The sequence below is a fragment of the Natrialbaceae archaeon AArc-T1-2 genome, from assembly GCF_030273315.1.
Classification (GTDB): Archaea; Halobacteriota; Halobacteria; order Halobacteriales; family Natrialbaceae; genus Tc-Br11-E2g1.
This window is the reverse complement of sequence record NZ_CP127174.1, coordinates 1,599,140-1,624,679: the sequence shown is the minus strand read 5'-3', so window position 1 is coordinate 1,624,679 and position 25,540 is coordinate 1,599,140. Positions and strand designations below refer to the sequence as shown.

29 protein-coding genes are annotated in these 25,540 nt (G+C 65.7%); 16 read left to right on the top strand and 13 right to left on the bottom strand.

Translation table 11 applies throughout. The features are described from left to right. The first annotated feature begins 39 nt into the window (after nt 1-39). From QQ977_RS08330 to QQ977_RS08305, 6 genes are all read left to right on the top strand, one after another. Nucleotides 40-690 carry a class I SAM-dependent methyltransferase gene (locus tag QQ977_RS08330; protein ID WP_285925221.1) on the top strand — a complete coding sequence of 217 codons (651 nt, stop codon included), beginning with the start codon at nt 40-42 and terminating at the stop codon, nt 688-690. Between the two features lie 213 nt (nt 691-903). Next, nucleotides 904-1,356: an SHOCT domain-containing protein gene (locus tag QQ977_RS08325; protein ID WP_285925219.1), complete on the top strand. Its 453-nt coding sequence runs from the start codon at nt 904-906 to the stop codon at nt 1,354-1,356. Nucleotides 1,357-1,588: 232 nt separating this feature from the next. Further along, nucleotides 1,589-2,659 carry a pyridoxal-phosphate-dependent aminotransferase family protein gene (locus tag QQ977_RS08320; RefSeq protein WP_285925218.1) on the top strand — a complete coding sequence of 357 codons (1,071 nt, stop codon included), beginning with the start codon at nt 1,589-1,591 and terminating at the stop codon, nt 2,657-2,659. 119 nt (nt 2,660-2,778) lie between these two features. Then, nucleotides 2,779-3,327: a hypothetical protein gene (locus QQ977_RS08315; RefSeq protein WP_285925217.1), complete on the top strand. Its 549-nt coding sequence runs from the start codon at nt 2,779-2,781 to the stop codon at nt 3,325-3,327. Between the two features lie 100 nt (nt 3,328-3,427). Continuing rightward, on the top strand, nt 3,428-4,627 hold the full coding sequence (locus QQ977_RS08310; RefSeq protein WP_285925216.1) for a redox-regulated ATPase YchF: 1,200 nt from the start codon (nt 3,428-3,430) through the stop codon (nt 4,625-4,627). Nucleotides 4,628-4,688: 61 nt separating this feature from the next. After that, on the top strand, nt 4,689-5,687 hold the full coding sequence (locus tag QQ977_RS08305) for a WD40/YVTN/BNR-like repeat-containing protein (protein ID WP_285925215.1): 999 nt from the start codon (nt 4,689-4,691) through the stop codon (nt 5,685-5,687). Between the two features lie 3 nt (nt 5,688-5,690). Here the strand turns inward: QQ977_RS08305 and QQ977_RS08300 are convergent, their stop codons facing one another. Both QQ977_RS08300 and hisI read right to left on the bottom strand, forming a co-directional pair. Beyond that, nucleotides 5,691-6,818 (bottom strand): DUF7118 family protein, encoded by a 1,128-nt coding sequence (locus tag QQ977_RS08300; protein ID WP_285925214.1) that lies wholly within the window; start codon nt 6,816-6,818, stop codon nt 5,691-5,693. Beyond that, nucleotides 6,815-7,183 (bottom strand): phosphoribosyl-AMP cyclohydrolase, encoded by a 369-nt coding sequence (gene hisI / locus QQ977_RS08295; protein WP_285925213.1) that lies wholly within the window; start codon nt 7,181-7,183, stop codon nt 6,815-6,817. The genes QQ977_RS08300 and hisI overlap by 4 nt, the downstream gene beginning before the upstream one ends. Nucleotides 7,184-7,372: 189 nt before the next feature. On the opposite strand from hisI, the gene QQ977_RS08290 reads away from it, so the two are divergent. Then, nucleotides 7,373-7,516 carry a hypothetical protein gene (locus QQ977_RS08290; protein WP_285925211.1) on the top strand — a complete coding sequence of 48 codons (144 nt, stop codon included), beginning with the start codon at nt 7,373-7,375 and terminating at the stop codon, nt 7,514-7,516. 4 nt (nt 7,517-7,520) lie between these two features. Here QQ977_RS08290 and serA read toward each other — a convergent pair whose 3' ends face one another. The 4 genes from serA to QQ977_RS08270 all read right to left on the bottom strand — a co-directional run bounded on the left by serA (nt 7,521) and on the right by QQ977_RS08270 (nt 11,896). Continuing rightward, on the bottom strand, nt 7,521-9,107 hold the full coding sequence (gene serA, locus QQ977_RS08285; RefSeq protein WP_285925210.1) for a phosphoglycerate dehydrogenase: 1,587 nt from the start codon (nt 9,105-9,107) through the stop codon (nt 7,521-7,523). Nucleotides 9,108-9,227: 120 nt separating this feature from the next. Then, nucleotides 9,228-9,710, bottom strand: coding sequence for a GNAT family N-acetyltransferase (locus tag QQ977_RS08280; RefSeq protein ID WP_285925209.1), 483 nt, complete (start codon nt 9,708-9,710; stop codon nt 9,228-9,230). Nucleotides 9,711-9,793: 83 nt separating this feature from the next. Then, nucleotides 9,794-10,090, bottom strand: coding sequence for a translation initiation factor (locus QQ977_RS08275; protein WP_285925208.1), 297 nt, complete (start codon nt 10,088-10,090; stop codon nt 9,794-9,796). Between the two features lie 54 nt (nt 10,091-10,144). Then, on the bottom strand, nt 10,145-11,896 hold the full coding sequence (locus QQ977_RS08270) for an excinuclease ABC subunit C (RefSeq protein WP_285925207.1): 1,752 nt from the start codon (nt 11,894-11,896) through the stop codon (nt 10,145-10,147). A gap of 103 nt (nt 11,897-11,999) precedes the next feature. Between QQ977_RS08270 and hemC the strand changes: the two genes are divergently transcribed. Together hemC and QQ977_RS08260 are read left to right on the top strand one after the other, a co-directional pair. Further along, a complete protein-coding gene (gene hemC, locus QQ977_RS08265) occupies nt 12,000-13,097 on the top strand; it encodes a hydroxymethylbilane synthase (protein ID WP_285925206.1) in 1,098 nt (365 codons plus the stop codon). Beyond that, the gene (locus tag QQ977_RS08260) at nt 13,097-13,828 is read left to right on the top strand and encodes a uroporphyrinogen-III synthase (protein ID WP_285925205.1); all 732 of its coding nucleotides are present in this window, start codon (nt 13,097-13,099) and stop codon (nt 13,826-13,828) included. Before hemC ends, QQ977_RS08260 begins: the two co-directional genes overlap by 1 nt. Here QQ977_RS08260 and QQ977_RS08255 read toward each other — a convergent pair. The 3 genes from QQ977_RS08255 to QQ977_RS08245 are packed head-to-tail and all read right to left on the bottom strand — an operon-like array spanning nt 13,825 to nt 16,982. Beyond that, complete coding sequence (locus QQ977_RS08255) at nt 13,825-15,093, bottom strand: MFS transporter (RefSeq protein WP_285925204.1); 1,269 nt, start codon at nt 15,091-15,093, stop codon at nt 13,825-13,827. The two genes, QQ977_RS08260 and QQ977_RS08255, sit on opposite strands and share 4 nt — an antisense overlap. A 45-nt stretch (nt 15,094-15,138) precedes the next feature. After that, entirely contained in the window at nt 15,139-16,179 is a 1,041-nt protein-coding gene (gene endA, locus QQ977_RS08250) for a tRNA-intron lyase (protein WP_285925203.1), read from the bottom strand. A gap of 50 nt (nt 16,180-16,229) precedes the next feature. Beyond that, the gene (locus QQ977_RS08245; protein ID WP_285925202.1) at nt 16,230-16,982 is read right to left on the bottom strand and encodes a DUF91 domain-containing protein; all 753 of its coding nucleotides are present in this window, start codon (nt 16,980-16,982) and stop codon (nt 16,230-16,232) included. A 101-nt stretch (nt 16,983-17,083) separates the two neighbouring features. On the opposite strand from QQ977_RS08245, the gene QQ977_RS08240 reads away from it, so the two are divergent. After that, nucleotides 17,084-17,473 (top strand): MoaD/ThiS family protein, encoded by a 390-nt coding sequence (locus tag QQ977_RS08240; RefSeq protein WP_285925200.1) that lies wholly within the window; start codon nt 17,084-17,086, stop codon nt 17,471-17,473. Here the strand turns inward: QQ977_RS08240 and QQ977_RS08235 are convergent. Next, on the bottom strand, nt 17,457-18,152 hold the full coding sequence (locus QQ977_RS08235) for a helix-turn-helix domain-containing protein (protein WP_285925199.1): 696 nt from the start codon (nt 18,150-18,152) through the stop codon (nt 17,457-17,459). The two genes, QQ977_RS08240 and QQ977_RS08235, sit on opposite strands and share 17 nt — an antisense overlap. Before the next feature lie 117 nt (nt 18,153-18,269). Here QQ977_RS08235 and QQ977_RS08230 point away from each other — a divergent pair, with 117 nt between their 5' ends. From QQ977_RS08230 to QQ977_RS08220, 3 genes are all read left to right on the top strand, one after another. Continuing rightward, nucleotides 18,270-18,404 carry a transporter gene (locus tag QQ977_RS08230; protein WP_285925198.1) on the top strand — a complete coding sequence of 45 codons (135 nt, stop codon included), beginning with the start codon at nt 18,270-18,272 and terminating at the stop codon, nt 18,402-18,404. A gap of 115 nt (nt 18,405-18,519) precedes the next feature. Continuing rightward, nucleotides 18,520-19,014, top strand: coding sequence for a 2Fe-2S iron-sulfur cluster-binding protein (locus tag QQ977_RS08225; protein ID WP_285925196.1), 495 nt, complete (start codon nt 18,520-18,522; stop codon nt 19,012-19,014). 56 nt (nt 19,015-19,070) lie between these two features. Further along, the gene (locus QQ977_RS08220) at nt 19,071-20,501 is read left to right on the top strand and encodes a DHH family phosphoesterase (protein WP_285925194.1); all 1,431 of its coding nucleotides are present in this window, start codon (nt 19,071-19,073) and stop codon (nt 20,499-20,501) included. Nucleotides 20,502-20,504: 3 nt separating this feature from the next. Here the strand turns inward: QQ977_RS08220 and QQ977_RS08215 are convergent, their stop codons facing one another. Then, nucleotides 20,505-21,257: a CehA/McbA family metallohydrolase gene (locus QQ977_RS08215; RefSeq protein ID WP_285925193.1), complete on the bottom strand. Its 753-nt coding sequence runs from the start codon at nt 21,255-21,257 to the stop codon at nt 20,505-20,507. 300 nt (nt 21,258-21,557) lie between these two features. After that, on the bottom strand, nt 21,558-21,947 hold the full coding sequence (locus QQ977_RS08210; protein ID WP_285925192.1) for a hypothetical protein: 390 nt from the start codon (nt 21,945-21,947) through the stop codon (nt 21,558-21,560). Between the two features lie 161 nt (nt 21,948-22,108). On the opposite strand from QQ977_RS08210, the gene QQ977_RS08205 reads away from it, so the two are divergent. Both QQ977_RS08205 and QQ977_RS08200 read left to right on the top strand, forming a co-directional pair. After that, nucleotides 22,109-22,426, top strand: a complete 318-nt coding sequence (locus QQ977_RS08205; RefSeq protein WP_285925191.1) for a DUF5783 family protein — start codon at nt 22,109-22,111, stop codon at nt 22,424-22,426. A gap of 50 nt (nt 22,427-22,476) precedes the next feature. Next, on the top strand, nt 22,477-22,830 hold the full coding sequence (locus QQ977_RS08200) for a NifU family protein (protein WP_285925190.1): 354 nt from the start codon (nt 22,477-22,479) through the stop codon (nt 22,828-22,830). A 4-nt stretch (nt 22,831-22,834) separates the two neighbouring features. Here the strand turns inward: QQ977_RS08200 and QQ977_RS08195 are convergent, their stop codons facing one another. Next, nucleotides 22,835-23,734, bottom strand: a complete 900-nt coding sequence (locus QQ977_RS08195; protein WP_285925189.1) for a ketopantoate reductase family protein — start codon at nt 23,732-23,734, stop codon at nt 22,835-22,837. Nucleotides 23,735-24,388: 654 nt separating this feature from the next. On the opposite strand from QQ977_RS08195, the gene QQ977_RS08190 reads away from it, so the two are divergent. Further along, nucleotides 24,389-25,498, top strand: coding sequence for a rhodanese-like domain-containing protein (locus QQ977_RS08190; RefSeq protein ID WP_285925188.1), 1,110 nt, complete (start codon nt 24,389-24,391; stop codon nt 25,496-25,498). The last annotated feature ends 42 nt before the right edge of the window (nt 25,499-25,540 follow it).

Genomic DNA, 25,540 nt, shown 5'->3' with positions numbered 1-25,540 from the left:
ACGACAACACCTAACATCCCTCCTGCCGTCTCGCCGACCATGTCACGTCAGGACGAGGTTGCCCACCCGCTCGTCGCGGCCGTCTACGACTGGGTCGTCCCCGAGCGGTTCCTGTTCGCTCGCCACCGCCAGTACCTCGCGAGCGGTCTCTCGGGTCGCGTACTCGACGTCGGCGCGGGCACGGGTGCGACCTTTCCCCACCTCGCCCGCAACGGCGACGGCTGCGAGGTCCACGCGATCGAGCCCGATCCGTACATGCGTAAACGGGCGAGTCAGAAAGCCGCCGACGCCGGCCTCGAGGTCCACCTTCGAGGCGACCGCGCCGAATCGCTTCCCTACGTCGACGACGCCTTCGACGCTGTACTCTCGAGTCTCGTCTTCTGTACGATCGGCGATCCGGACGCCGCCCTCGCGGAGGTCGCCCGCGTCCTCCGGCCGGGCGGGGAACTGCGCTTTCTCGAGCACGTCCGCGCCGACGGCTGGCGCGCGAGCGGCCAGGAACTGCTCAACCCCGTCTGGAATCGGCTGGCCGGCGGCTGCAACCTCGAGCGTGAGACCGTCGAACGGTTCGTCTGTCATCCCGACCTCGAGGTCCTCGAGATCGAACGCCTCGAGGCGGGGATCTTCCCGGCGGAGCCGATCGTTCGTGGTCGGTTGCGACGGCGAGAGGGGTCGTGCGTTTCGGAGTAGGGCAGAAAAGTGTCTAATGCATCTACTGGCAAAAACAGCGTGCAACACCCAGAGAATGAGTCAGCACGGTTGCCGGCTTTATTTCGCCCAGCTGACTATGAACTACCCGAAAATACAGCATAACCGATCAGCCGTTCATCAAATACCCATACTGACCACTCTGGATACTGTCTTACCCCAAAGTCTAAACCGGTTGACGTAAAGGAATGCCGTATGGAAGCTCCCGCCTGGCTTCGTGACCTTCCTCCGTGGGCAGCGGTAGTGAGTGCTCTTCTCGGGATTTTGGTAATACTGACGGGAATTTCGATGGTTCTCGGCGTCGTGTTCGCAGGTATCGCTGTCGGAATCGAGCTCGGTAGCGTTACCCTCGGTGTTATCGCCGCCCTCGTCGGCCTTCTCATCGTCCTCGGACCGGTCCTAGCGTTCATAATAGCGTTCATAGGAAACGACGAGGGTTCACGAGAAGATGATCCGCATACTGACGATTGGGAACAAGACGCGGTCTCTGAAATCAAAGAACAGTATCTGGCCGGCGAAATCGATGAAGACACCTTCGAACAACGGATTGATGAGATGCTAGCTGGTCCAGATTGGCAACTGGATCGTCCGAAGAGATCTAGTCGAGATGTCAATCCAACAGGTCAACAAAAAGAGCGAGAACGCTGATCCCGGCACCCATTATCTATCTCAAACCTTCGGCTGCCTGTATGACCATTAGCTCAGCAAGTCATCTGTGTTGACCGATCATTCCCCTCCACGAGCCGATTTTCGACTCGTGTAACACTCGCGCTCTGTATTCATCACGGCTCTTTGAACGTCTACGCTGGTTGGTGGATTTCTCGATGGCCAATAAAGCGGACTCGAGCGTTTTATGCGCCCGTGGCGTGGCGGTGTGGCTATGAGCGACGACCGACTTCGCATGACGCCCGGGCCGACCGAGGTGCCGGCCCCCGTTCGCGAGCGGCTGGCCGAGCCGACGCCGAATCCCGACGTCGAGGACGAGTTCCTCGAGTTCTACCAGGGGCTGACCGAGAAACTCGAGGCCGTCTACGGCTCCGACGACCTCGCGATCCTGAGCGGCGAGGGGATCCTCGGGCTCGAGGCCGCGGTCGCCTCGCTGATCGAACCCGGCGACCGCGTGCTCTGTCTCGCCAACGGCATCTACGGCGAGGGGTTCGCGGGGTTCGTCGAGGCCTACGGCGGTGAGGCCGTCGTCTGTGCGGCCGACTGGGCCGGACCGCTCGACCTCGCGGCGGTCGAGGCCGAACTCGAGGACGGCGAGTTCGCCGCGGCGACGATGGTTCACTGCGAGACGCCGACGGGCGTCCTGAACGACCTCGAGCCCGTTCTCGGGTTGCTCGCCGAGTACGACGTGGTGAGCGTCGTCGACGCGGTCTCCTCGCTCGGGGGCACACCCGTGCCGACCGAGCACATCGACGTCTGCATCGGTGCGACCCAGAAGTGTTTCAGCGCGCCGCCGGGGCTGACCGTGCTCTCGGTCAGCGACCGGGCCTGGGACCGGATCGAGGCCACCGAGACGCGTTCAAACTACCTCGACCTCGAGCCCTGGAAGACGGCGCTGGAAGAGGAGTGGTTCCCCTACACGATGCCGACGGCGACCCTCTATGCGCTCGATACCGCGATCGACCTGCTTCGCGAGGAGGGACTCGCGTCGGTCTTCGAACGCCACGAGACGTGCGCCCAGCTGTGTCGCGACCGGACACGCGAGCTGGGACTCGAGTTCTACCCCGACGACGAGACGCTGTGCTCGCCGACGGTCACCGCACTCGAAGTCGAGGGACGGGCACGCGAGTTGCAGGAACGGATCGACGAGGAACACGACGTCGTCCTCGCGACGGGGCTGTCCGACCTCGAGGACGACGTCCTCCGGATCGGCCACATGGGCCACAACGCCCGCGTCGAGAACGTCGACCGGACGATGGACGCGCTCGAGGCCGTCCTCGAGTGACCGACCTGTCAGACGTCCGTCGGCGCGGCCCCATCAAAACGTAAATATCGGGCGCATACGACGGTTCGGACGTGCATCGATCGCTGGGCGACCACGACGCGACGGCCGGGACGTAGCACATGGTCCAGGAGTGGGTCATCGAACAGCTCACGTCGACCCAGTCGACGTCGTTGGTCCTCGCCGCGGTGTTCGTCTACTCGGTTCTCCTCGCCGTGGCACTCCCGTTTCCCGCGGAGTTCGTCTTCCTCGCAGTGTTCAGCCTGGGCCTGCCGAGACGGACCGCTCTCGCGGTCGTGATGGTCGTCGCAGCGAGCGGGAACGCGTTCGGGAGTCTCTTCGCCCAGCGGCTCGGGTACGGCGTGAGCCACGCCGCACCCGTGACGCGTCTGTTCCAGCGGGTTCCCGGCTACGCACGGTTTCGACGACGATCCTCGGTCGCGTTCGTCCGCAAGTACCGCTACGTCGGGCTGACGGCCGCGCTCTCGATCCCGTTTCTACCCGTGACGGCGACGCTGTACGCCTTCAGCGTCCTCGAGGACGACCCCTGGCGGTTCGCGGCCACCGTCTTCGTCGCGACGCTGATCCGGCTGAGCGTGTTCCTGGCGCTCGTCTACGGCGGGATCTACGTCCTCGACGATCCGCGGATCCGGCGACTCGCGGCAACGTGAACCGCTCCCGGCCCGGCGTCGACGTCGCTCGATACGGGACGGCATGCCACTGCGAGCGCGGACAGTAACCCGTTTAGGCCGGCCGACCCAGGGACGGGTAATGAGTACGAGCTACCGGATCGGACTCGTCGGCAAACCCTCCGTCGGCAAGTCCACGTTCTTCAACGCCGCGACGATGAACGACGTCCCCGAGGGGGCCTACCCGTTCACGACCATCGACCCGAGCGTCGGCGAGGCCTACGTCCGCGTCGACTGTGCCGCCCCCGAGTTCGACGAGGAGTGTACGCCGTCGGTCGGCTTCTGTGCGGACGGCACCCGCTTCGTCCCGACGAAACTCGTCGACGTCGCCGGGCTGATCCCCGGCGCACACGAGGGCGCGGGACTCGGCAACCAGTTCCTGACCGACCTGAACGAAACCGACGTCCTCGTCCACGTCGTCGACTTCTCCGGCGAGACCGATCTCGAGGGCGAGTCGACCGAGGGCCACGACCCCAGAGAGGACATCGACGTCCTCGAGCACGAACTCGACCAGTGGTATCTCGACGTCTTAGAGAAGGGCATCGACCGCTACGAGTCGGGCTATACGACCGAAGACGACGCCATCGAGGAGGAGCTCGCCGAACAAATGAGCGCGTTCAAGACGAGCGAAGACGAGATCAAACGCCTCATCCGCCGGACCGACGTCGGCTTCGATCCCGCGGCGTGGGACGACGCGGACAAACTCGCGCTGGCCCGGGAGATCCGTCTCGAGACCAAGCCGATGGTGATCGCGGCGAACAAGATGGACACGCCCGCGGCCCAGGAGAACTACGCGGAGATCACGGCCGATCCCGACTACGAGCACCTGACGATCGTCCCCTGTAGCGCCCACGCCGAGAAGGCGCTGAAATCGGCCGAGAAAGCCGGCGTCGTCGACTACCGGCCCGGCGACGAGGAGTTCGAGATCACGGGCGACGTCTCGGGCGACCAGCAAGCGGGTCTCGAGCAGATCCGTGACTTTCTCGACGCCTACGGCGCGACGGGCGTCCAGGCGGCGCTCGAGACCGCGCTGTTTGACGTGTTAGGCGTCGTCCCCGTCTTCCCCGGCGGCGCGAACGGCCTGGGCAACGAACGCGGCGAGGTGTTGCCCGACTGTTACCTGATCCCCGAGGGGTCGACCGCGGAGGAGTTCGCCTACAGCCTCCACTCGGACATCGGCGACGGCTTCCTGCACGCGATCGACTGCCGGACGAACCGCCAGCTCGGGGCCGACTACGAGGTCGAGCCCCGCGACGTCATCGAAGTGATCACGACGAACTGACGCGATCGGAACCCGGCCGTCCGGAGGAAGGCTTCTCCCGTCCGCTCCCGTACCGACGTCCATGACGACGATCCACGCAGCACTGCGGGACCGACTGCTCGTCTGCACCGACGTCGGCGAGGGGTGGGAGACGACCCCTCGCCTCGAGGGACGCGACCTCGAGTGCGTGTCGGTCTCGCCGGCCGCCCCCGACCGGATCTTCGTCGGCACCTTCGAGTCCGGCCTCTACCGGAGCACGGACGGCGGCGACTCCTTCGAGTCGATCGGATCGAGCATCGGGGAGTCGGCGGTGATGAGCCTCGCGATAAGCCCGCACGACCCCGATGTCGTCTACGCCGGAACCGAACCGAGTCGGATCTACCGCTCGCGAGACGGTGGCGACTCCTGGGACCGTCTCGAGGGGCTGTCCGACCTCCCCTCCGAACCGGAGTGGTACTTCCCGCCGCGGCCGCAGACGCATCACGTCCGCTGGATCGAGGTCGATCCGTTCGATCCCGAGCGGCTCTACGTCGGCATCGAACTCGGCGCGCTCGTCGTCAGCGAAGACGGCGGCGAGAGCTGGCGAGAACGACCGCCGGGCTCGCGACGGGACAACCACAGCCTGGCGACCCACCCCGACCACGAGGGGCGGGTGTACTCGGCGGCCGGCGACGGCTACGCCGAGAGCGACGACGGTGGGGAGAGCTGGGAGCACCCCCAGGACGGCCTCGAGCACACCTACTGCTGGAGCGTCGTTCCCGATCCCGGCGATCCCGACCGCGTGCTCGTCTCCGCGGCCAGCGGGGCGCGGTCTGCACACACGCCCGAGCGGGCCGACTCGTACGTCTACCGGAAATCCGGCGGGCGCTGGGAACACCTCGAGGACCGTGGCCTCCCTACGGGAGAGGGCGTCGTCCGGGCAGTGTTCGCGACGACGGGCGAGCCCGGCGAGGTCGTCGCCGTCACCAACCGGGGACTGTTCCGGACCGACGACTTCGGCGACGACTGGACGCGACTCTCGGTCGAGTGGGGCGACGACCTCGAGCGCCAGACGCCGCGGGGACTGGCCGTCGTCGATTGATCGTTACCCGTCCTCGAGTGTGGCCTCGATCGCCTCGCGTTCGGCACGAAGCTCTTCGAGTTCGATCTCGACCTCGCCACTCGCCAGTCGGCGTTGCTCGTTCTCGTCGAGTCGGTCGGTCGCGACAGCAGCCGTCCGCAGGCGCTCGTACTCGGAGTCGCGGGTCAGCTCGCGGACCTCCCGGAGGGTGGAAACGACGTCCTCGTCCGCGATCCGGGCGACGAGGGGGCGCAGCTCCCGAATACGGTACCGGAGGACGTCCGCGGGTTCGGGCGGCCACGCGATCGTCAGCGGCCCGGCGTCGATTCCCTCGAGGAACGTCTGTCTCGTCGCCACGCGTCGTTTGAGCTCGTCGGCGTCGTCGACGTAGTGTGAGAGCTTCGATCGAGAGTAGTCGGCGTACTCGAGCAACTCGGGGATCGTGTACTCGCCGGCCGGGTTCTCCCGGACGTACTCCCGGAGCTCGTCGGGTGGGGCCTCGTACTCCACCAGCGGATACCACTGGCTGCGCTCGAGGACGGCAAAGACCTCGCGTGCCGAGGCCGAGGACCGAAACTCCTGGAACGTCTCGCGGACGGCCGCGTTGTAGGTCTCGATCGGCTCGCGGAGCCGCCCGACGGGTGCGTCCAGATCCACGGTCGACAGCTCGAGCAGCCGTTCGCGCGCTGTGATCTCGTCGTCGAGTTCCCGCAGCCGGCTGCTCGCCTCGGTGCGAGCGGTCTCGAGCTCCTCGCGGGCGGCCTCGCGTTCGGCGAGCAGTTCGGCGAACGTCTCGGCGGGCTCGAGGGCGGCCTCGGCGCGTTCGAAATCGTGCTCGCTGAGTCGGCGCTTGTCGATCGCGTCCAGGGCGTCCTCGAACGCTCCACGGCGGTGCAGATCCGCTGGCAGGTTCTCGACCAGCGTCGCGAACTGGCCCTCGAGTTCGATGTACGCTTTGAAGTTCTCCCGGCCGGTGCCGGTCGCCCGGTCGACGTAGTCCTCGAGCAGTTTCGCCGCCTGCCGGTAGGCCTCGGCCGCCTGCTCGACGGTCTCCTCGCCGTGGTCGTCGATCCGTGCCTCGACGTCGGCCAGTCGCTCGCGTGCCGCCTCGAGGCGTTCGACGGTTGGGGGGCGGGAAACGCGCTCGCTCATTCGTAGACGTCGTCGGGGTCGAAGACGCGCTCGCCGACGTCCTCGCCCTCGATCGTCCGGAAGAAACAGGAGGTGCGACCCGTGTGACAGGCACCGCCCTCCTGCTCGACGCGATACAACAGCGTGTCCTCGTCGCAGTCGACCCGGATCTCCGCGACGTGCTGGCGGTGCCCGCTCGAGGCGCCTTTCTGCCATAACTCGTCTCGGCTCCGGGAGTAGTAGTGGGCGAGTCCCGTCTCGCGGGTCCGCTCGAGGGCTTCGGGCGAGACGTACGCGAGCATCAACACCTCGTCGGTCTCGACGTCCTGGGCGATCGCGGGGACCAGCCCGTTCTCGCCGAAATCGACCGAAATGCCGTCGTTCATGGTCGTGAGGATGACCGTCGAGCCGATAGGTCTTTTGCCGCGACGCTGGCGGGAGGCGGTTGGCTCGAAGAGGGCTTCGGCTTCGACCGGACGACAGGCGCAGTTGTCTCGGCGGTTCGGCACGAGGAAACGACCACGGGCTGCAAGGACCGGCACAAGACACGTCCTGCTCGACGATGACGTGGTTCCATGAGCTATCGAACGACGGTCGGCTGGTCGCTCATAACCTCGGGCGTCGTCACGCTGGCGCTGACGGCGCTACCCGGCGATTCGGTGTGGTGGGGAATCGGGCTGTTGGTGCTCGGAATCGCGGTGTTCGTGATCCGTCGGTGATCGGCTACGACTGGCCGTTCAGCGTGATGTATCGGACGCCGATGATCCGTTCGTCGGTCTCGAGTTCGTCTTTCGCAGCCTCGGGGACTTCGCTGTCGACGTTGTAGACGGTCAGGGCCTCGCCGCCGTGAGTTTCACGGGCGTTGAACATGCCGGCGATGTTGACGTCGTGCTCACCCATGACCGAGCCGATGAGACCGATGACGCCGGGTTCGTCGGTGTTTCGCGTGATGACCATCTTCCCGTGGGGGATGGCGTCGACGCGGTAGCCGTCGACGCGGACGATCCGTGGATCCTCGTCGGCGAACAGTGTGCCGTCGACCGAGACCTCCTCGTCACCGTCGGAGACGGTCACGGAGACGAGACTCTGGAAGTCCTCGGCCTGGCGCGTTTTCGACTCGGTGACGTCGACGCCGCGGTCGTCGGCGATCTGGGGTGCGTTGACGGCGTTGACCTGCCACTCGAGCGGTTCGAAGACGCCTTTCAGGGCGCTTGCGGTGACGAGTTCGACGTCCTCCTCGGCGATCTCGCCCTCGTAGGTCACCTCGACACCCTCGACGCGACCCTCGAGCAGCTGGGCGGCGACCTTGCCGGCGGTGTCGGCGAGTTCGATGTACGGTTCGACGCGGGGGAACGCGCTCTCGTCGATCGAGGGAGCGTTCAGGGCGTTCGCGACGGGTTCGCCCTCGAGTGCGGCGACGACCTGCTCGGCGGTCGAGGTCGCGACGTTCTCCTGGGCAGCCTCCGTCGAAGCCCCGAGGTGGGGCGTAACGATGACCTCCTCGTGCTCGAGTAGCGGCGAGTCCTCGGACAGGGGCTCCTCGGCGAAGACGTCGAGCGCCGCGCCGGCGACGGTACCGTCGTCGACCTTGCGAGCGAGGGCGTCCTCGTCGACGATGCCGCCGCGGCCGACGTTGATCAGGTAGCCGTCGCCGAGTGCCTCGAGTTCCTCGTCGCTGATCATGTCCTCCGTCTCGGGTGTGAGCGGCGTGTGGATCGTCAGGAAGTCCGCCCGAGAGAGACAGTCCTCGAGACCGACGAGTTCGGCCCCGAGGCGGTCGGCGCGTTCCTCGGAGATGTAGGGGTCGAACGCGACCAGGTCCATTCCCAGCGAGTCGAACTTCCGTGCGACCTCCTGGCCGACGCGGCCGAGGCCGACGATACCCAGCGTCTTCCCGTTGAGTTCGGTGCCGAGGTAGTCGCCCTTGGCCCACTCGCCGCTTTTGAGACGAACGTGTGCTTGCGGGATCGACCGGGCGGTCGCAAACGCCATCGCGACGGTGTGTTCCGCGGCCGCCCGGACGTTACCTTCCGGAGCGTTAGCGACGATGACCCCCTCGTCGGTGGCGGCGTCGATGTCGATGTTGTCGACGCCGATTCCCGCTCGGCCGACGATGACGAGCTCCGAAGCGGCCTCGAGTACGTCCGCAGTGACTTCCGTCCCCGAGCGGACGATCAGCGCGTTCGTGTCAGAAACCGCCTCGAGGAGGGCCTCGCCCTCGAGTTCGTAGCCTGTTTCGACCTCGTGGCCGGCCTCGCGCAGCACCTCGATCCCGGCGTCCGCGATGGGATCCGTGACCAGTACCTTCATGCGCGAGAGAGTGGGGTCGAGACGGTAAACGCTTCCGTTTGCCGCGAGCCAGAACGTTCCACGTTTGCCAACCTACGGACCTGCTGCTGTCGGCCGGTTTCGTCGGCGGTCTCGAGTGAGCTACAGTTCGAGCGTGTAGACGGCCTCCTCGTGCGTTTCTCCACCGATCTCGACGTCGCCAGTGTCGGTCTGCTCGAAGCCGAGGTTCTCGTAGAACCGGCGGCTGTCTTCGTTCGAGGCGAAGTCGATCGCACGCATCCGTTTCATGTTGAAGTCCTCGAGATCCGTACGCAACCGCTCGTGAAGGGCGGTGCCGATTCCCTCGCCCTGGTGGTCCGGATGGACGTACATTCGCAAGACGTCGCCCTCGTCGCCCTGGACGACGCCGTGTGTGAAGCCGACGATCTCGCTGTCGTCGGCGGCGACGAGAACGGTGGTGCCGGGTTCGTCGAGTGCGCGCTCGAGAGCGTCGTCGGCGTACCAGTCGTCGACGGTCGAGTCGATCGTCTCGGCGTCGAGTTCGTCGTAGGTGTCGTGCCAGGTCTCGCGGGCGAGGTTACGGATCGCCGCGCGGTCGTCAGGAGTTGCCGGTCGGATCTCCATACGCGTGCTTTGGTATCTATCCACAAATGAGTTCGCTCAAGAGCAGTTGTATCGGCGAAACGCCAGTTGATCGATCGGCGATTCTACTCGCGGACGTCGTACCCCCGCTCGCGAAGCAACTCGGGAACGCGAGCACGGTGATCGCCCTGGAGTTCGACCCGGCCGTCGTCGACCGTCCCGCCCGCGCCGACGGCCTTCTTGAGATCGGAGGCGATCGACTGCAACTCGTCGTCGGACAGGTCAAAGCCCTCCACGATCGTCACCGGCTTGTCGTAGCGCCGCCGTTCGATCCGGATCGAGAGTCGCTGCTCCGCCGTCTCGAGGTCGCCGCGACTGTCCAGCTCGTCGAGCAAGTCTTCGAGTTGGTCGTCTTCGGACACGGGCTGTGATACGGTACCGAAGAACATAGGGCTATTCTCCCGCGAACCGACCGGTCACAGCCGTGACTCGATCCGCTCGGCAGTTTTCGGGCCGACGCCGGGGACGCTCTCTATGTCCTCGCGGCTGGCCTCGCGGACGTTCTCGACGCTGCCGAAGCGTCCGAGCAGGCGCGTTCGCGTCTTGGGGCCGATCCCGGGCACGTCGTCGAGCACCGTCGAGACGTCGTCGCGAATCGTCTGGTGGTACTGCACCGCAAAGCGGTGGGCCTCGTCGCGCACGCGCTGGAGGAGGTGTAAGTGTGGGGCGTCGGCCGGCCAGTCGTACTCGCGGTTGGGTGTGACGACGCGTTCCTCGGCTTTCGCCAGCGCGATGGCGGGCACATTCCAGCCCGCGTCAGCAATCGCCTCGCGGGCGGCCTCGAGCTGGCCCTCGCCGCCGTCGATCACGAGTAAGTCCGGATCGGGGCGGTCGTCCCGGCCCGCGACGGCGCGGCTGGCACGCCACTCGAGCAGTGCCCGCATGTTTGCGTAGTCGTCGTTAACGTCTGTGAGTTTCTTGCGTCGGTAGTCGCTCGTTCGGGCGCTGCCGTCGACGAACGTGACGTTGCTGCCGACCGCCGACGTCCCCTGGGCGTGGCTCACGTCGAACCCCTCGATGCGCTCGACGCGGCCGACCGCGAGCTCGAGTGCGTCCGCGAGCATGGCACACTCGTCGCGGCCGCCGACGGTGCGCCGGGCGTTTTTCAGCGCGAGGTCGACGAGTTTGGCCTCCCGGCCCGCGCCCGGCACCCGGACGGAAACGCCCTCCGCCGCGAGCCAGGCCGAGATCTCCTCGTCGCCGTGGCGTTCGGGCAACAGGAGAGCGTCGGGCAGCTCGCGTTCGGCGTAGTACTGGACGAGGAAGGCAGCGAGGACGGCGGGGACGCCGGCCCGGCCCCCGTCCGACCGTCCCGGGGCCTCGAGGGCGTGTCGCTCCCGGTCGACGAGCTTGCCGTCTTCTGCGCGCAGTCGGGCGACCGTCGCCGTCTCGCCCTCGATCGCGACCCCGAGGACGTCGACGGCCCGCTCGTCCCCCGGCGACTGGACCGCCTCGCCGCCCTCGCCGTGGAAGGCCGCGACGGCCTCGAGCCGATCCCGGAGATTCGCCGCGCGCTCGAACTGCCGGTCCTCGGCGGCGGCCGCCATGCGTCGCTCGATCGGGTCGGCGAGGACGCCCGTCTCGCCCTCGAAAAAGCGCTCGACTGCGGCGACGTCCTCGCGGTAGCTCTCGAGGTCGATCTCCCCGGTGCAGGGCGCGGTACAGAGTCCCATCTCGTAGTCGAGACAGGGCCGATCGCGCCCGGCGTACGTGTGATCGGAACAGCCACGCACGCCGTAGGTCTCGCGCAACGCCTTCACGACCGTCTCGACGCGACCCTTGGTCGTGAACGGCCCGTAGACGGTCGCCGACTCCGAGGGATCGCGGGTGATCTCGATGCGGGGGGCCTCGTGGGCCGTGAGCTGGACCATCGGATAGGACTTGTCGTCTTTCAGCCGGACGTTGTACCGGGGGGCGTGACGTTTGATCAGGTTCGCCTCGAGCAACAGCGCCTGGGTCTCGGTATCGGTGACGGCGATCTCGAGGCCGTCGGCGCGCTCGACCATCCGACGGATACGGGCGCTGCGCGGGTCGGCGTAAGATCGCACCCGGTCGCGCAGGTCGACGGCCTTGCCGACGTACAGCGTCGTCTCGCCGTCGAGAAACTGGTAGACGCCCGGCTCGCGTGGCAGGTCGTCGGCACGCGCACGGACCGCGTCGGCGTTCATCGCCGTCACCTAGCGAGGCGAGGGCTTTGAGCCTGACGTCGGCCACGCGCTGGCTCGCACCCAGAGCGTGCGCTTTTAATCGCCGAAGCGCCGAGACCTGAGTATGCGAACGCGTGGGACGTTACGACTGGCGACGCGGGGGTCGACGCTCGCCCGACGACAGGCCGCCCTCGTCGGGGAGACACTCGAGGAGCGTCGGTACGAGGTCGAACTCGTGACCGTCGAGACGACGGGCGATCAGGTTCGAGACGAACTGATCCACCGCCTGGGGAAGACCGGGGCCTTCGTCCGGGAGCTCGACGAACGCGTCCTCGAGGGCGACGTCGACGCCGCGATCCACTCGATGAAGGACATGCCGACCGAACAGCCCGACGAGCTCGTCACCGCGGCCGTCCCCGAACGGGGCCAGCCGACCGACGCGCTGGTGACGCCCGCCGGCGACGCCCTCGCGGATCTGCCCGAGGGTGCGACCGTGGGCACCTCGAGTCTGCGCCGACGCGCACAGTTGCTTTCGGAGCGGCCGGACCTCGAGGTCGAACCGCTCCGGGGGAACGTCGACACGCGCGTCGAGAAGCTGCTCGCGCCCACGCTCCAGCGAGACCACCAGAAGCGTATCGAAGCGGAGAACGAGCGGGAAACGAACCAGGAAGACGACGACCGCACCGCCGAGGAGTGGTTCGACGACCGCTCAGAACTCGAGAAGGCGGCGCTGGGCCGTGAGGTCGAGACCGAGTACGACGCGATCGTCCTCGCCGAAGCGGGCCTCGAACGAAGCGGGCTAGCACGCTCCGTCGAGTACGACCGGCTGCCACCGACGACGTTTCCCCCCGCTCCCGGCCAGGGAGCACTGGCGGTGACGGCCCGCGACGGCGAGACGGCCCGCGAGATCCAGTCGGCGATCGACCACCCACGCAGTCGGGTCGAGACGACCGTCGAACGGACCGTGCTCGCAGAGCTGGGAGGGGGCTGTATCGCCCCGATCGGAATCTACGCCATCGTCCAGGGAGAGTACGTCCACACGACCGTCCAGGTCTACGATCGTGACGGCCAGCAGTCGGTGATCGCGAGCCGGGACCTGCCGATCGAAACCCACGCAAGCGCCGCCCGCGAGTTCGCCGACGACCTCGCGGATCGTGGCGCGGCCGAGCTGATCGAAGAGGCACGTCGGGAGGCCGAACCCGAGGAACCGGAGGGGAAGTGATGAGCGAGCCGACCGTCGCCGTCTTTCGGCCCGACGACGACCGCCTCGAAGAGACCGTCACCGCACTCGAAGAGTGCGGCGTCGAGCCCGTTCCGGACCCGATGCTGGCCGTCGAACCGACTGGCGAAGCACCACGGGACGACGCCGACTACGCCGTCCTGACGAGCAAGACCGGCGTCGAGCTCGCCGCCGACGCGGGGTGGTCGCCCGGCGACGCCACCGTCTGTGCCATCGGCCCGAGCACGGCCGACGTCCTCGAGACGGCCGGCTACGCGGTCGAGGTCGTCCCCGTGGAGTACACCTCGAGCGGACTCGTCGCCGATCTCGGCGAGGACGTCGACGGCCAAAAGGTGGAAGTCGCCCGCAGCGACCACGGGAGTCCCGTCCTCACCGACGGCCTCGAGGACGCGGGCGCGTACGTCCACGAGACGATCCTCTATCGACTCGTCCGGCCGGAGGGAAGCGGCGACTCCGCCGAGCTGGCCGCCGCGGGCGAACTCGACGCCGCCTGTTTTACCTCCTCGCTGACCGTCCAGCACTTCCTCGAAGCGGCCGACGAACGCGAGGTCGAAGCCGACGCTCGTAAGGGCCTCGAGGACGCCGTCGTCGGCGTGATCGGCGAACCGACCCGCGAGACGGCAGTCGAACACGGACTCCCGGTCGACGTCGTTCCTGCAGACGCGACCGTCGACGCGCTGCTCGAGGCCGTCCTCGCAGACCTCGAGTCCTAATCGGTCTCGGCGGCCGTCTGTCCCCCGGCCGTCTCGAATCGATCGAGTGCGAACACGAGTCCACCCGAGAGTACCACGCCGGTGAGCGCGAACGCGGCGAGCAGGACGAAAAACGCAGCGAGAGAGACCGAGCCGAGGACGAACCCGCCGATGGCGATGCTCGTCGCACCGAGGCCGAACTCCCCGAGGTAGGTGTAGCCGTACGAGAGGCCGCGCGTCTCCGGCGGCGTGTAGACCGCGACGGCTTCCTGGTAGAACGGCTGGATGGCAAACAGGAAGAAGCCGACCAGTCCACAGAGAACGAGCAACGGACCGAGTCCCATCCCCGTCACCGGCACGAACGCGAGCGCGAGGACGGCGAGGACGGCGAAAATCGCCGCCAGCCCCCGTTCGGCCGGCAGCCGATTCGTGAGTTTGCCGCCGGCGTACTGACCGGCCATTCCGACGACTAGCAGGCCGACGTAGACGTAATCACCGGGGTCGATTCCCTCGAGGTCGGCCTCGAGGTCGATCGCGGCCATCGCCGGCAGTCCCTGGAGGATCTCGGGGAGGTAGGTGAGGATCCCCCGGTAGAACAGTCCCTCGACCGTGACGATAGCGAAGACGACCGCGAACGCGCTCGCAAACAGCGTCCGGGAGTTCGACAGGAATTCGGGGAGCGAGAGCGCGTCGTCGGGACCGGCCGCGGCGTCGTCGTCGACGGCAGCCGTCGGATCGAAGTCGGCACCCACTCCGTACGCGACCGCGACCAGCCCGGGCACGGCGAGGACGGCGGCGACGACCTGCCACTCGAAGACGATCAACAGCGTGGCGGCGACGAACGGCCCGAGCGCGATGCCGACGTTGCCGGCGATGCCGTGCCAGGCGAAGACCGTCCCGCGTTCGTCGACGCCGGTACTGATCAGCGAGAGTCCGGCCGGGTGGTAGACGCTGGCGGCGATCCCCCACAGAACCAGTCCGACGGCGACGGCAGCGATCGAGTCGGCAACCGCCAGCACGAGAAACGAAAGCGACATCCCGGCGAGACAGGCGAGGACGAGCCGCTTCGGCCCGAACCGATCCGACAGGACGCCGGCCGGCAACGCACCGAGGCCAAACGGCGCGTACCCGAGCGCGACGACGAGCCCCAACACGGCGACGTCGACGTCGAATGCGGCGAGCCAGACGACCAGAAAGATCGGGATCGACGTCTCGAACCAGTGAACCAGCGCGTGTCCGGCCATCGTGAAGCCGGCGATCGTCCGATCGTTCGGATCGAGTGCCATCGGAGTCCGTTGGTAGGTCGCTCCGGATACTTAGTACACCCGTAATTACGGTGTGAGCCGTTCGATCGACCACCACTCGAGTCCCGACTCGTCGTCGACCAGCGCGAACACCATCGTCTTGCGGACGCCGTGGGCGAGTCGCACGTCGAGCGAGAGGTCCCGCGGTTCGAAGACGTGTGTGGCCGGCACCACCCTGATCAACAGCTCTGAGTGACCCAGCGTCTCGACGGATTCGACGTCGGCGTACGTCCGAAAGTCCGCACCGAACTTGTAGCCCGTCTTCGGTACGACGCCGCGTTCGCGCAGGGTCGTATACGCCGCGAGTCGGCGATCGAACCGCTCGCCTTCGACTCCCCGTCCGCGCTCGAGTACCGTCTCCGGCTCGAGATCGATCGCGCCCCGCTCGGCGAGGTGGGCAGCCTCGAGCAGGGAACACTGCAGCGTCGGCTCGTCGTACTCTCGACCCTCGAGAGGCTGACCGTAGAACGCCTCCTCATAGAGCGCGACCGGAGGGTCCCAGAGGACGACTCGGTCCGTGAGCAGGTCCGCACCGACGGCCGTCGGCAGCGTCGTCTCCGTCTCGCCCGTGACGTCCGCCCGGGAGAGCTCGAAGTAGGTGATCTCGCTTTCCTCGTCGACGATCGCGAGAACACCCGCCGCCAGATCGTCGGCGTGGACGTCCGTCCGTTCGCCGATCACACGAAGGGCGTACTCGATCTCACCGTCACCGGGGCCTTTCCCGCGGGGAAAGACGACGAAGTCGGCGTCGGGCGGATCGGCCACCCACGGTTCGGCGGCCGGCGAGAGATAAAACCCCCGCGAGCGCAGATCGGCGTAGACCAGAAATCGGACGTCGAAGGCGGGACCGGGCTCGCGGGCGGCGAACGCGCGGAATCCGAGACGGTCGTCGCCGTCGACGACGGCCTCGAGGTCGCCTCTGAACAGGAGGTGTGCCGCCTCGACGGGCGCGAGTGCGATCTCGTTGCCCGAAAGCGGGTAGCCGTATCCACGCGAGTCGTGATAGCGCTGACGTGCGTCCCCGCCGACCCGGACCACGCCGTCTTCGAACCGTCCCTCGAGTCCCATACTCGAGACTCGGCTGCGTCTCACAAAGGGACTGTGGATCCGGGCGGCGCTTACGGCGTCCGCGTCCGAACCAGATCGCCTACGTGCTCGCAGGTCGCATCGAGACAGCGTCTCCCGCTCGCGGTTTCGAACGTCGGGAGACCACAGTCACACTCGCCGTCGACGACGCCACCGGGGATCACGAAGCCGGTATCACACTCGGGATACTGTTCACAGCCGGCGATCAGGCCGCCCCGCCGGAGGATCCGAAGGTCGCCGCTGCAGTTCGGACACGTCCACTCGCGGTCGAACGCCTCGCGGACGGCGTCGTCGAGCGACTCACAGTCGCGGTCGATGCAGATGTCGAAGGCGAGCCCGCGTTCGACGCGTATTCGCGGGAGATCACACGGACACCGGTCGTCGCGGATCGTCGCGTCCGCGGGGATGGCGTAGGCGTTGTCACAGTCGACGCAGTTGACGTCCGAAGCGTGGATCAGTTCGCCGTCACAGTCGGGACAGTCGCCGACGGGTCTACCCGCCACCGTGGCCGGATAATGTGCGAACCCGTCCCGATCGTGGGCCGCGATCCGGACTGTCCGGTCGTCTTTCCTCGCGACGAGCGAGAAGCCGTCGGCGCGATCGCTCGAGACGCTATCCGCCCGGGTGAGCCACGCGACGGGCTGATAGCCGTCGACGTCGTGAACGAGGACGGTGTTGTCCGGCTTGACGATCGTCGTCACACGGCCCCGGTACTCCTCGCGGTCCGTGCCGTCGGTGATGACCGTACAGTCGCCTGCGAGCACGCGAATCGCGTCGTCGATCATACAGACGGTGGCCGCGATTTCGTATTTAAACTCGCGGTCGGTCGAACACGTTCGGGACGACACGTTTCCGCGTCCGGCCCCGAGAAGGATACGATCCATCGATGGCCATCGACACCGATCAACGCACGCGCGAGACCACGGTCGACGTTCGCTGTACCGGTCACGTCCGGGACGCCGTCGGGGCCCACAGCCTCGAGTTTCGCTTCGAGGGGACGACACTCCGGGCGTTTCTCGAGGCGTTTTTCGCCGAGTACGACGTCGAAGAGCTGCTGATCGCCGAGACCGAAGCCGACGCGACCGCCCGGGGCTGGGCTCACCCCCCCGAGGAGCTGCCCGGGACGTGGCAAAAGAACCCGGAGGGCGAACAGACGAGACGGTACGCCCGCGTCTGCGTCAACGGGACGTTCAACGAACACCTCGAGGGACTCGATACCAGCCTCGAGGACGGCGATCGGGTGTCGCTTCTGTATCCGTTTATCTTCTGTTGTTGACCGACTCCCGATCCGTGAGTCGTTCCTCGAGCAATCCGGCGTCGGTGTCGCCTTCCAGCTCGTCGACGAAACGTTTCACGATCGTTTCCTCGATCCGGTGAAGCGTCTCGCTACAGGTCGATTTCGCGATGTCGAGTCGGTCGGCGAGCTCGGTCAGCGAACAGCGACGCGGCGTATCGTAGTAGCCGGCCTCGACGGCCGTAAGCAGGATCTCGCGCTGGCGCTCCGAGAGGAGTTGGCGCTCGTGGAGCTGTTCGATCACGCTCTCGACCTGGTAGGTGAACCCGAACGCCTCGAGGTGATCGACGAACTGGGACAGTCGCTCGCGGGAGCCGGCGGCCTCGACGGTCGCCTCGCCGTTTCGAATCTCGACGGGAAGTTCGATCGGGACGCCGGATGCCTGCGAGGAAAACAGGAGCAAGGGGGCGGTCGTCTCGAAGTGAACCGTCGCCTGGTCGTCGTCAAGTTTCGTTACGGAGAGTTCGACGATCTGAGGGTGGTCATCGACGTCCTCGACGATCGACGCCACGTCGGAGTCGGTGATCCGGACCAGCGCGAATCCGGTCTCGGCGTCGGGGACAGCCGCGAGTACCTCGACGGTCGCGTCCGGATACGACGTCGATATCTGCTGGATCCAGACGTCCTCGGGAAGCGTGATCGTAAGCGTCGCCCGTGCCATACGAACGGGTTGGGCCGGGAGGATTAACAACCTGTCCCGAACACGTTCGGGTCGACGGCCGCGCTCCCGGCACACGCCGGGGGCGGATACACCCGTATCGCTCGTCGGCAAACGAATATGGTACGGCTCTCGACCGTCGTGATACTCGTCGGCGTCGGACTACTTTTCGTCCCGATCCCGCCGTTTGCCACGCTGTTGGGTGCGTTCGTGATCCTCGTCGGGGTGGGTCTTCGGATGCTCACGGACAAGTAGGCCGTCTCGGTTCGGCTCGAGGTCGGGCTCGCTCGTGAGCTACCTGACGGTCTCGACACACGTTCGTGAAAACTGACTGGAATGATAAGAGCCTCGGCGTGGAGTGACTACGCGTATGCCAGAGAGACCCGACGGTGGCTCCGACGAAGCGGTTGACAATTCGGCTGTGGCCGTCGCGTGCCCACGCGACCTTCCCGACGTCGAGCGTCGACGGTTGCTTACCGCGATCGGCGGTGCCGGCGTCGTCGTCCTCGCGGGCTGTCTCGACGAGGACGATCCCGACGCGGAGCCGGACGACGACGAACCGGACAACGACGTGGCAACCTACGAACTCGAGTTCCTCGAGTATGACGAGATCGTCGAGGTCGCAGAGGACGATGAGATACTGTATCCGGCGCTCGAGGCCGACGTCGACATCCCCTACGTTTGCGAGGTCGGCACCTGCGGGGAGTGTACGGCACTGTACGACGGCGACGCGACCGAGGTCGTCACCCACGACGGCAACGAGTACCTCGAGGACGACCAGATCGAAGACGGCTGGATCCTGACCTGCGTCGCCTACCCCGACGACGACTTCGCACTCGAGGTCGCTCATCCAGACGACGAGTAACGTTCCATCGCGGTCGATCCGCACCTTTATTCGGGACGACGGACCAATCGCCGGTGATGGACGTGCCGGTTCCCGACCTCGCCGACCGCGCTCGAGCGTGTGCAGACCGCCTGCGGGCGGCCGATCGCGTCTTGCTCGCCTCTCACATCGACGCCGACGGGCTGACAAGCGCCGCGATCGCCTCGCGGGCGCTCGAACGGGCCGGAATTTCCCACGAAGTCGTCTTCGAGAAGCAACTCGACGCCGACGCCATCGCCGCCATCGCGGCGACCGACTACGAGACCGTTCTCTTCACCGACTTCGGAAGCGGCCAGCTCGAGGCCATCGCGGAGTACGAGGAGGCGGGCGCGTTCACGCCGGTGATCGCCGATCACCACCAGCCCGCCGACGCCGACACCGCCTACCACCTCAATCCCCTGCTGGTCGGCATCGACGGGGCCTCGGAGCTTTCGGGTGCGGGCACGAGCTACGTCCTCGCTCGTGAGCTAGAAAACGGGACGGACAACCGCGACCTCGCCGCGCTGGCCGTCGTCGGGGCCGTCGGCGACATGCAGGCCTCCGGCGGGAAACTCGAGGGCGCGAACGAACGGATCGTCGCCGATGGCGTCGACGCGGGCGTCCTCGAGACCGACAAGGACCTCGCGCTCTATGGCAAACAGACCCGTCCGTTGCCGAAGCTGCTCGAGTACGCCACCGACGTCCACATTCCCGGTATCTCGAACGACGAGAACGGCGCACTGCGCTTTCTGGACGGCCTCGACCTCGAGTTGAAACGCGACGGTGAATGGCGACGGTGGTCGGGGCTCACCCGCGAGGAGAAGCGGATCGTCACGAGCGCGCTGGTCAGACGAGCCGTCACGAACGGCGTTCCCGCCTCGAAGATCGACTCCCTCGTCGGCACCGCCTACGTCTTGAGCGAAGAGCCCGTCGGCACCGAACTCCGGGACGCGAGCGAGTTCTCCACGCTTTTGAACGCGACCGCCCGCTACGACCGGGCCGACGTCGGTCTCGGCGTCTGTCTCGGCAATCGCGCGGGCGCACTCGAACGGGCACGGACCCTCCTGCGCGACCACCGCCGAAACCTCTCTACGGGAATCGACCTCGTCACGAGCGAGGGCGTTACCCGCGAGGAAAATCTCCAGTGGTTTCACGCGGGCGATCGCATCCGCGAGACGATCGTCGGCATCGTCGCCGGGATGGCACTCGGTACCGACGGCATCAGCCGGTCGATGCCGATCGTCGCCTTCGCCGAGAAACGCGACGGCTCGAGCGAGGACGAGTCTACCGAACTCAAAGTTTCGGCGCGTGGGACCCACGCGCTCGTCCGGCGAGGGCTCGACCTCTCGGTCGTGATGGGCGAGGCCTCGCGGGCAGTCGGCGGCGACGGCGGCGGCCACGACGTCGCTGCGGGGGCGACGGTTCCTGCAGGTAGCGAAGCCGAGTTTCTCGAGCGGGCCGACGAGCTCGCCGGCGACCAGCTGTCCTGATCGTCAGGATCGATCCATCGACGCCGGCACCGTCGGAACGAGTGGTGTTCTCGAGGTGACGAGATACGTCGACTTCCGAACCGCCCCCTTCGCGTACTGGACGGAGCTTTTGTGAATCGGTGTTCGTTTCCCACGGATCTGGGTGCGACCCTCGAGGATGGCGTCGACGAGGTCGTCGCCGTCGATGTCGGCCTTGCCGGCGGGCGAGCCGTTCGGCAGGACGAGGATCTCGGTGTAGGCCCTGCCGACGTTCGGAAGGTAGTGTGCGTCGCTCGCACCGATACCGGGGTAATTACGACGTCTCGCGAACGTTCGCGCGCGCCGATTCCGGTAGCCGGTAAACAGCATCGAGTTGTACACCTCGATCGCGTCGGCGTCTTTGATGTGGCGCTTGCGGACCCCGTGGCGGCTGCGCTGGAACGGGTGTGGAACGATAGCGATCCCGCCCAGTTGGCGGACGGTCTCGACGGTTTCCATGAACGGCTGTCCGGGATCGGGTCGTTCCTCGACGCCGATGGCGAGCAGGTGGCCGTGACGCGTCGACACCTCCACGCCCGGGATCCCGACAAGTCCGTACTCGGGTGCGAGTTCGGCCGCACGCAACGATTCGCCGATCTCGTCGTGGTCGGTAATGACGACCCCGTCGAGGCCGATGTCGGCTGCGTGTTCTAAGATGAGCTCGATCGGCTCGTGACCGTCGTAGGAGTCGTCGGAGTGAACGTGAAAGTCGATCGCGAAAGGGATCGGCGATGTCATGGCCAGCAGAGGGGCTCCGTTGCAGGTACCTCGTTGGGGTGTATAAGCTCTGCGCTACTGCCCGTCGGTTCGTCGATCGCTGGCAATTCCGTATCGTGATATACAGTTTATGGCTTGCGGCACGGGTACGGTCTCGTTCACGAGCGGGTGTCCGTTGTCGAGTGATGGCAAGCGGGACGTGATCGCTACCGGCTACGACGAGACGGCGTCGCTCGTGCTCGTATTCGATACAGTGTGCACTCAACCGGCATGCCGACAGATATGAACTACATACCGATATATCAAAGCACAGGGTGGCGGTCAGCGAATCCGAGTCGTGCCATTGGGAACGAGTTCCTCGAGCGAAACGCTCTCGAGGATCGTCCCGACCCCGATCGAGTCGTGTGGCTCGTCGACGGAGTCGTGGATCCGATCCATACACGCGAGCAAGCCGTCGAGGGCAGCACGGCGGGTGGAGACGCAGCCGATCGACTCCGAAACGGGTAGTTCACCGACGAAGTGACGACACCGCAGCTCCCAGCACCGACCGAGGCCAAGCCCCGGGTGGACCCGGTCGAGCTCGGTCTGTTCCGCGATCAGCGTGATCGGTGGCTGATTGTGGCGGTACGCGAGGTACTCGTCGTCGGTTTCGGCGGCTCCCCATCCGGGCGGCAGCGTTTCGGGTGGGATGGGGGGGTGCTCGAGAGGCATATACTGGTGAGTCGCGACTGTCGGGGGTGGTCGTTCGGCTTGCGTACGCAGCCTCCGTAAATAGCAGGCCGACTCGAGTCACCGGTCACGAGAGTCACTGGTAGCGACCGATCGTCGTGGCTGATCGTCCGACTTTTGTCCGTGCTCTCCGACGGTCGTGTATGGCCGAGTTCGATCCCGAACAGTTCGAAGATAAGTACGCCAACTACTTTCCCGAACTCCAGCAGGCGTACAAGAACGCGTTCAACCGAATGAACGACCGCTACGATTCGACGCTCGTTCACGCCATCGACCAGCAGGTGTTAAACGAGAGCGAACCGTTCTACGAGGGCGACGGCGAGTTCCGCGTCGAACTTCCCGACGAGCCGTACGACCGACTCACTGGCGTCGCCGTCGACGAAGAGCGGTTCGAGAGCGTCCTCGAGACGCACGTCGAAGAGATCGAGACGGAGCTGCGACGGGTGTTCGGGTTCGAGTAGCCGTCGCCGCCGACGGAAGGTCTAAGGACGTTCGCCCCCAACCGCGACGTATGAGCACGGAGACACAGGACGGCGACGACCTCGAGGAGCGCGTCTCGAACTTCCTGCGACGCAACTTCCCGCAGATCCAGATGCACGGCGGCAGCGCGGCCATCCAGGAACTCGACCGCGAGAACGGCGAGGTCACGATCGCACTCGGCGGTGCCTGCAGCGGCTGTGGCATCTCGCCGATGACGATCCAGGCGATCAAAAGCCGGATGGTCAAAGAGATTCCCGAGATCGAGACGGTAAACGCCCACACCGGCATGGACGGCGACGACGGCGGCGGCGGTATGGAGCCGTCGTTCCCCGGCGAGACCGTCGACGACGGCGAGCCAGACGAAGGCCCCGAAGCGCCGTTCTAACGGATCAGCGTACTCCTTCGCCTCGTTCCCACGCCCGCAGTAGCGCCGCGAGCGTTCGATTCGTCGGCACCTCGAGACCGGACTCGCGCGCTCGCTCGAGCACGTAGCCGTTGATCGCGTCGACCTCGGTTCGTCGGCCTGCGTGGACGTCTTGGAGCATCGAGGACGTGTTCGCCGCCGTCGCCGACGCGACGGATTCCATCGCCTCGACGGCCTCGCGGTCCGAGAGAGCGACGTCACACGCACGTGCGACCCGTGCGGTCTCGCAGGTCGCTCGGCGCGCGACGTCGCGAGCTGGCTTCTCGAGTACTGCACCGTTTTCGGTCCGTGCGAGTGCGGTCACGGCGTTGATACCGGCGTTGACCCCGAGTTTCTCCCACAGCCGACGGGGCATGTCGCCGGCGACGATCGTCTCGAGACCGGCCAACTCGAACGCCTCGCCGACGCGGTCCGCCGTGTTCGAGCTGCCGCCGTCTCGCGGACCGAGGACAATTTCACCGATGCCGGTGCAGTCGACGATGCCCGGTTCCGGCGAGCGAGCGCCGTAGCTCGCCGTTCCCGCGAGCACCGGTGACTCGAGCCGGGACGCGAGCGCCTCCTCGTTTCCCATCCCGTTTTGCAACGAAAGTACGACGTCGATCGATCCCGTCGCGAGCGCCGCCGCGGCCGAGGTCGTATCGAACGATTTGACCGTCACAACCGCGAGTTCGGCGTCGAGATCCGTGCCGTCGGTCGTCACATTCGGATGAACGGTCGTCTCGAGTTCACCCGTGATCGCGAGTCCGTCGGTGCGGACGGCCGCGACGTGATCGCCACGACCGACGAGAGTAACGTCGTGAACGTCAGCGAGGACGCCACCGACGAGACTCCCCAGACTCCCCGCTCCGAAGACGACGATATCCATAGCCCGTGATGCGGAAGGTGAGAGTAAGTTCTCTTCGACTCTCCGATCACTGCGAGGAGACCGCCAGAGTCGAGCGTCGGACTGTTATATCGGGAGTTATATATTCTTCTATTATCTATATATAGAGAAGAAGTACATATTCTTTATATACAGAGATATATTACACCAGCTGAGTTATCTTAGGCCATCTCAGTGTAGAGGGCTGCCGAGTGATATGTGTGGAGAACGGCAGTATAGTGTTTATTTCACCCATATTTCCAGTATTTATTGAAATATCACCAGATCGTTTTTCTAAACGGGCTGATGTGTATTTGTATGTCACTATTCGTATTATATATTCTGCATGGTGGTATTTGAGTACTATATTAATTACGATATTAATGGAGAGTCCCCAGCGCCTTCAGACCGATCTCATTAGTTTCCAAACATGATCGTCCCCCATCGACTGTTACCACACAATATTGCTTGTATCGAGCAGAAAGATCACAGATATATGTGTGTGATAGCGAGTAATTATTGCTCCTTCCGTGCGGATACTGCCCGGAGATCGGCTCGGCCATCCCGCAAACCCGTAATCTCCCGACTTCATCTCGAGCATACGGTGTGATGGCGAAAGACCTGTATATTAACGAGGGCTAGTATAGCCCAAGGATCATGCCGGATCAAAACGTCGACGACGCACTCGAGGACCTTCCCCCGAGTTCGAAGTTCATCTACAAGACCCTGGCGGACGAGGGATCGATGACGCTCAAGGGGTTGACCGAGACGACGCTGCTTTCCTCCCGGACCGCCCGGTACGGACTCGATCAACTCGAGGAGGCCGATCTCATCGACTCCTCGCCCGCGCTTCACGACGGTCGACAGACCTGTTACAGGCTGAAACACGGCCCCGACGGGTCGGAGCCGACCGACGACGAACAGACCGTGGTGGTGTCGCCCGAGTGGGTCGAGAGCCGGCTCTCGGAGTTCGAGGCGGACGACCCGGACCTGCGACTCGTCGAAGCCGACAGCGACGAGGAGTACGAGCGGGGACACCTGCCGGGTGCCGTCCAGATCGACGTGCTCGAAGAACTCGTCGACGTCAACGGCTGTGGAATCGCCGACTGTCAGACCTTCGAAACCTGCGTCGGCGACCGCGGCATCACGGTCGACAGCACGGTCGTGATCTACAGTACCGGCCACAATCAGTACGCGGCGTATCTCTACTGGCTGTTCAAGTACTACCGTCACACCGACGTACGGTTGCTCGACGGTGGGAAGACACACTGGGAACGATCCGACCGTCCGATGACGACCGACGCGCCCGAGGTTACGCCCCGAGAGTACAGCGCGCATCCGTCCGACGATCGGATCCGTGCGTACCGAACGGACGTCGAGGCGGCCATCGCGCGCGACGTGAGGATCGTCGACGTGCGTTCGTCCTCGGAGTTTCGCGGCGATCAAGCACGACCGCCCGACAAGGACCTGCCGGAAGCCCGATCGGCGGGTCGCATCCCCGGTACCGCTCACCTCATGTGGTCGGACGTCATCGACGAGAACGGACGGTTCAAGGATCGGGCCGAGCTCGAACAGCTGTTTCACGACCGCGACGTCCACCCCGGGACGGAGACGATCGTCTACTGTCACATCGGAGAGCGGTCCTCGATCGTCTGGTTCATTCTCTCGGAGCTGCTCGAGTACGACGCCGTCGCGAACTACGACGGCTCCTGGATCGAGTGGGGGAACCTGATCGACGCACCGGTCGAATCCGATACGGGGAACTGATACGTCCACGCGTTAGCACGATCGAGCAACATTTTCCGCTTT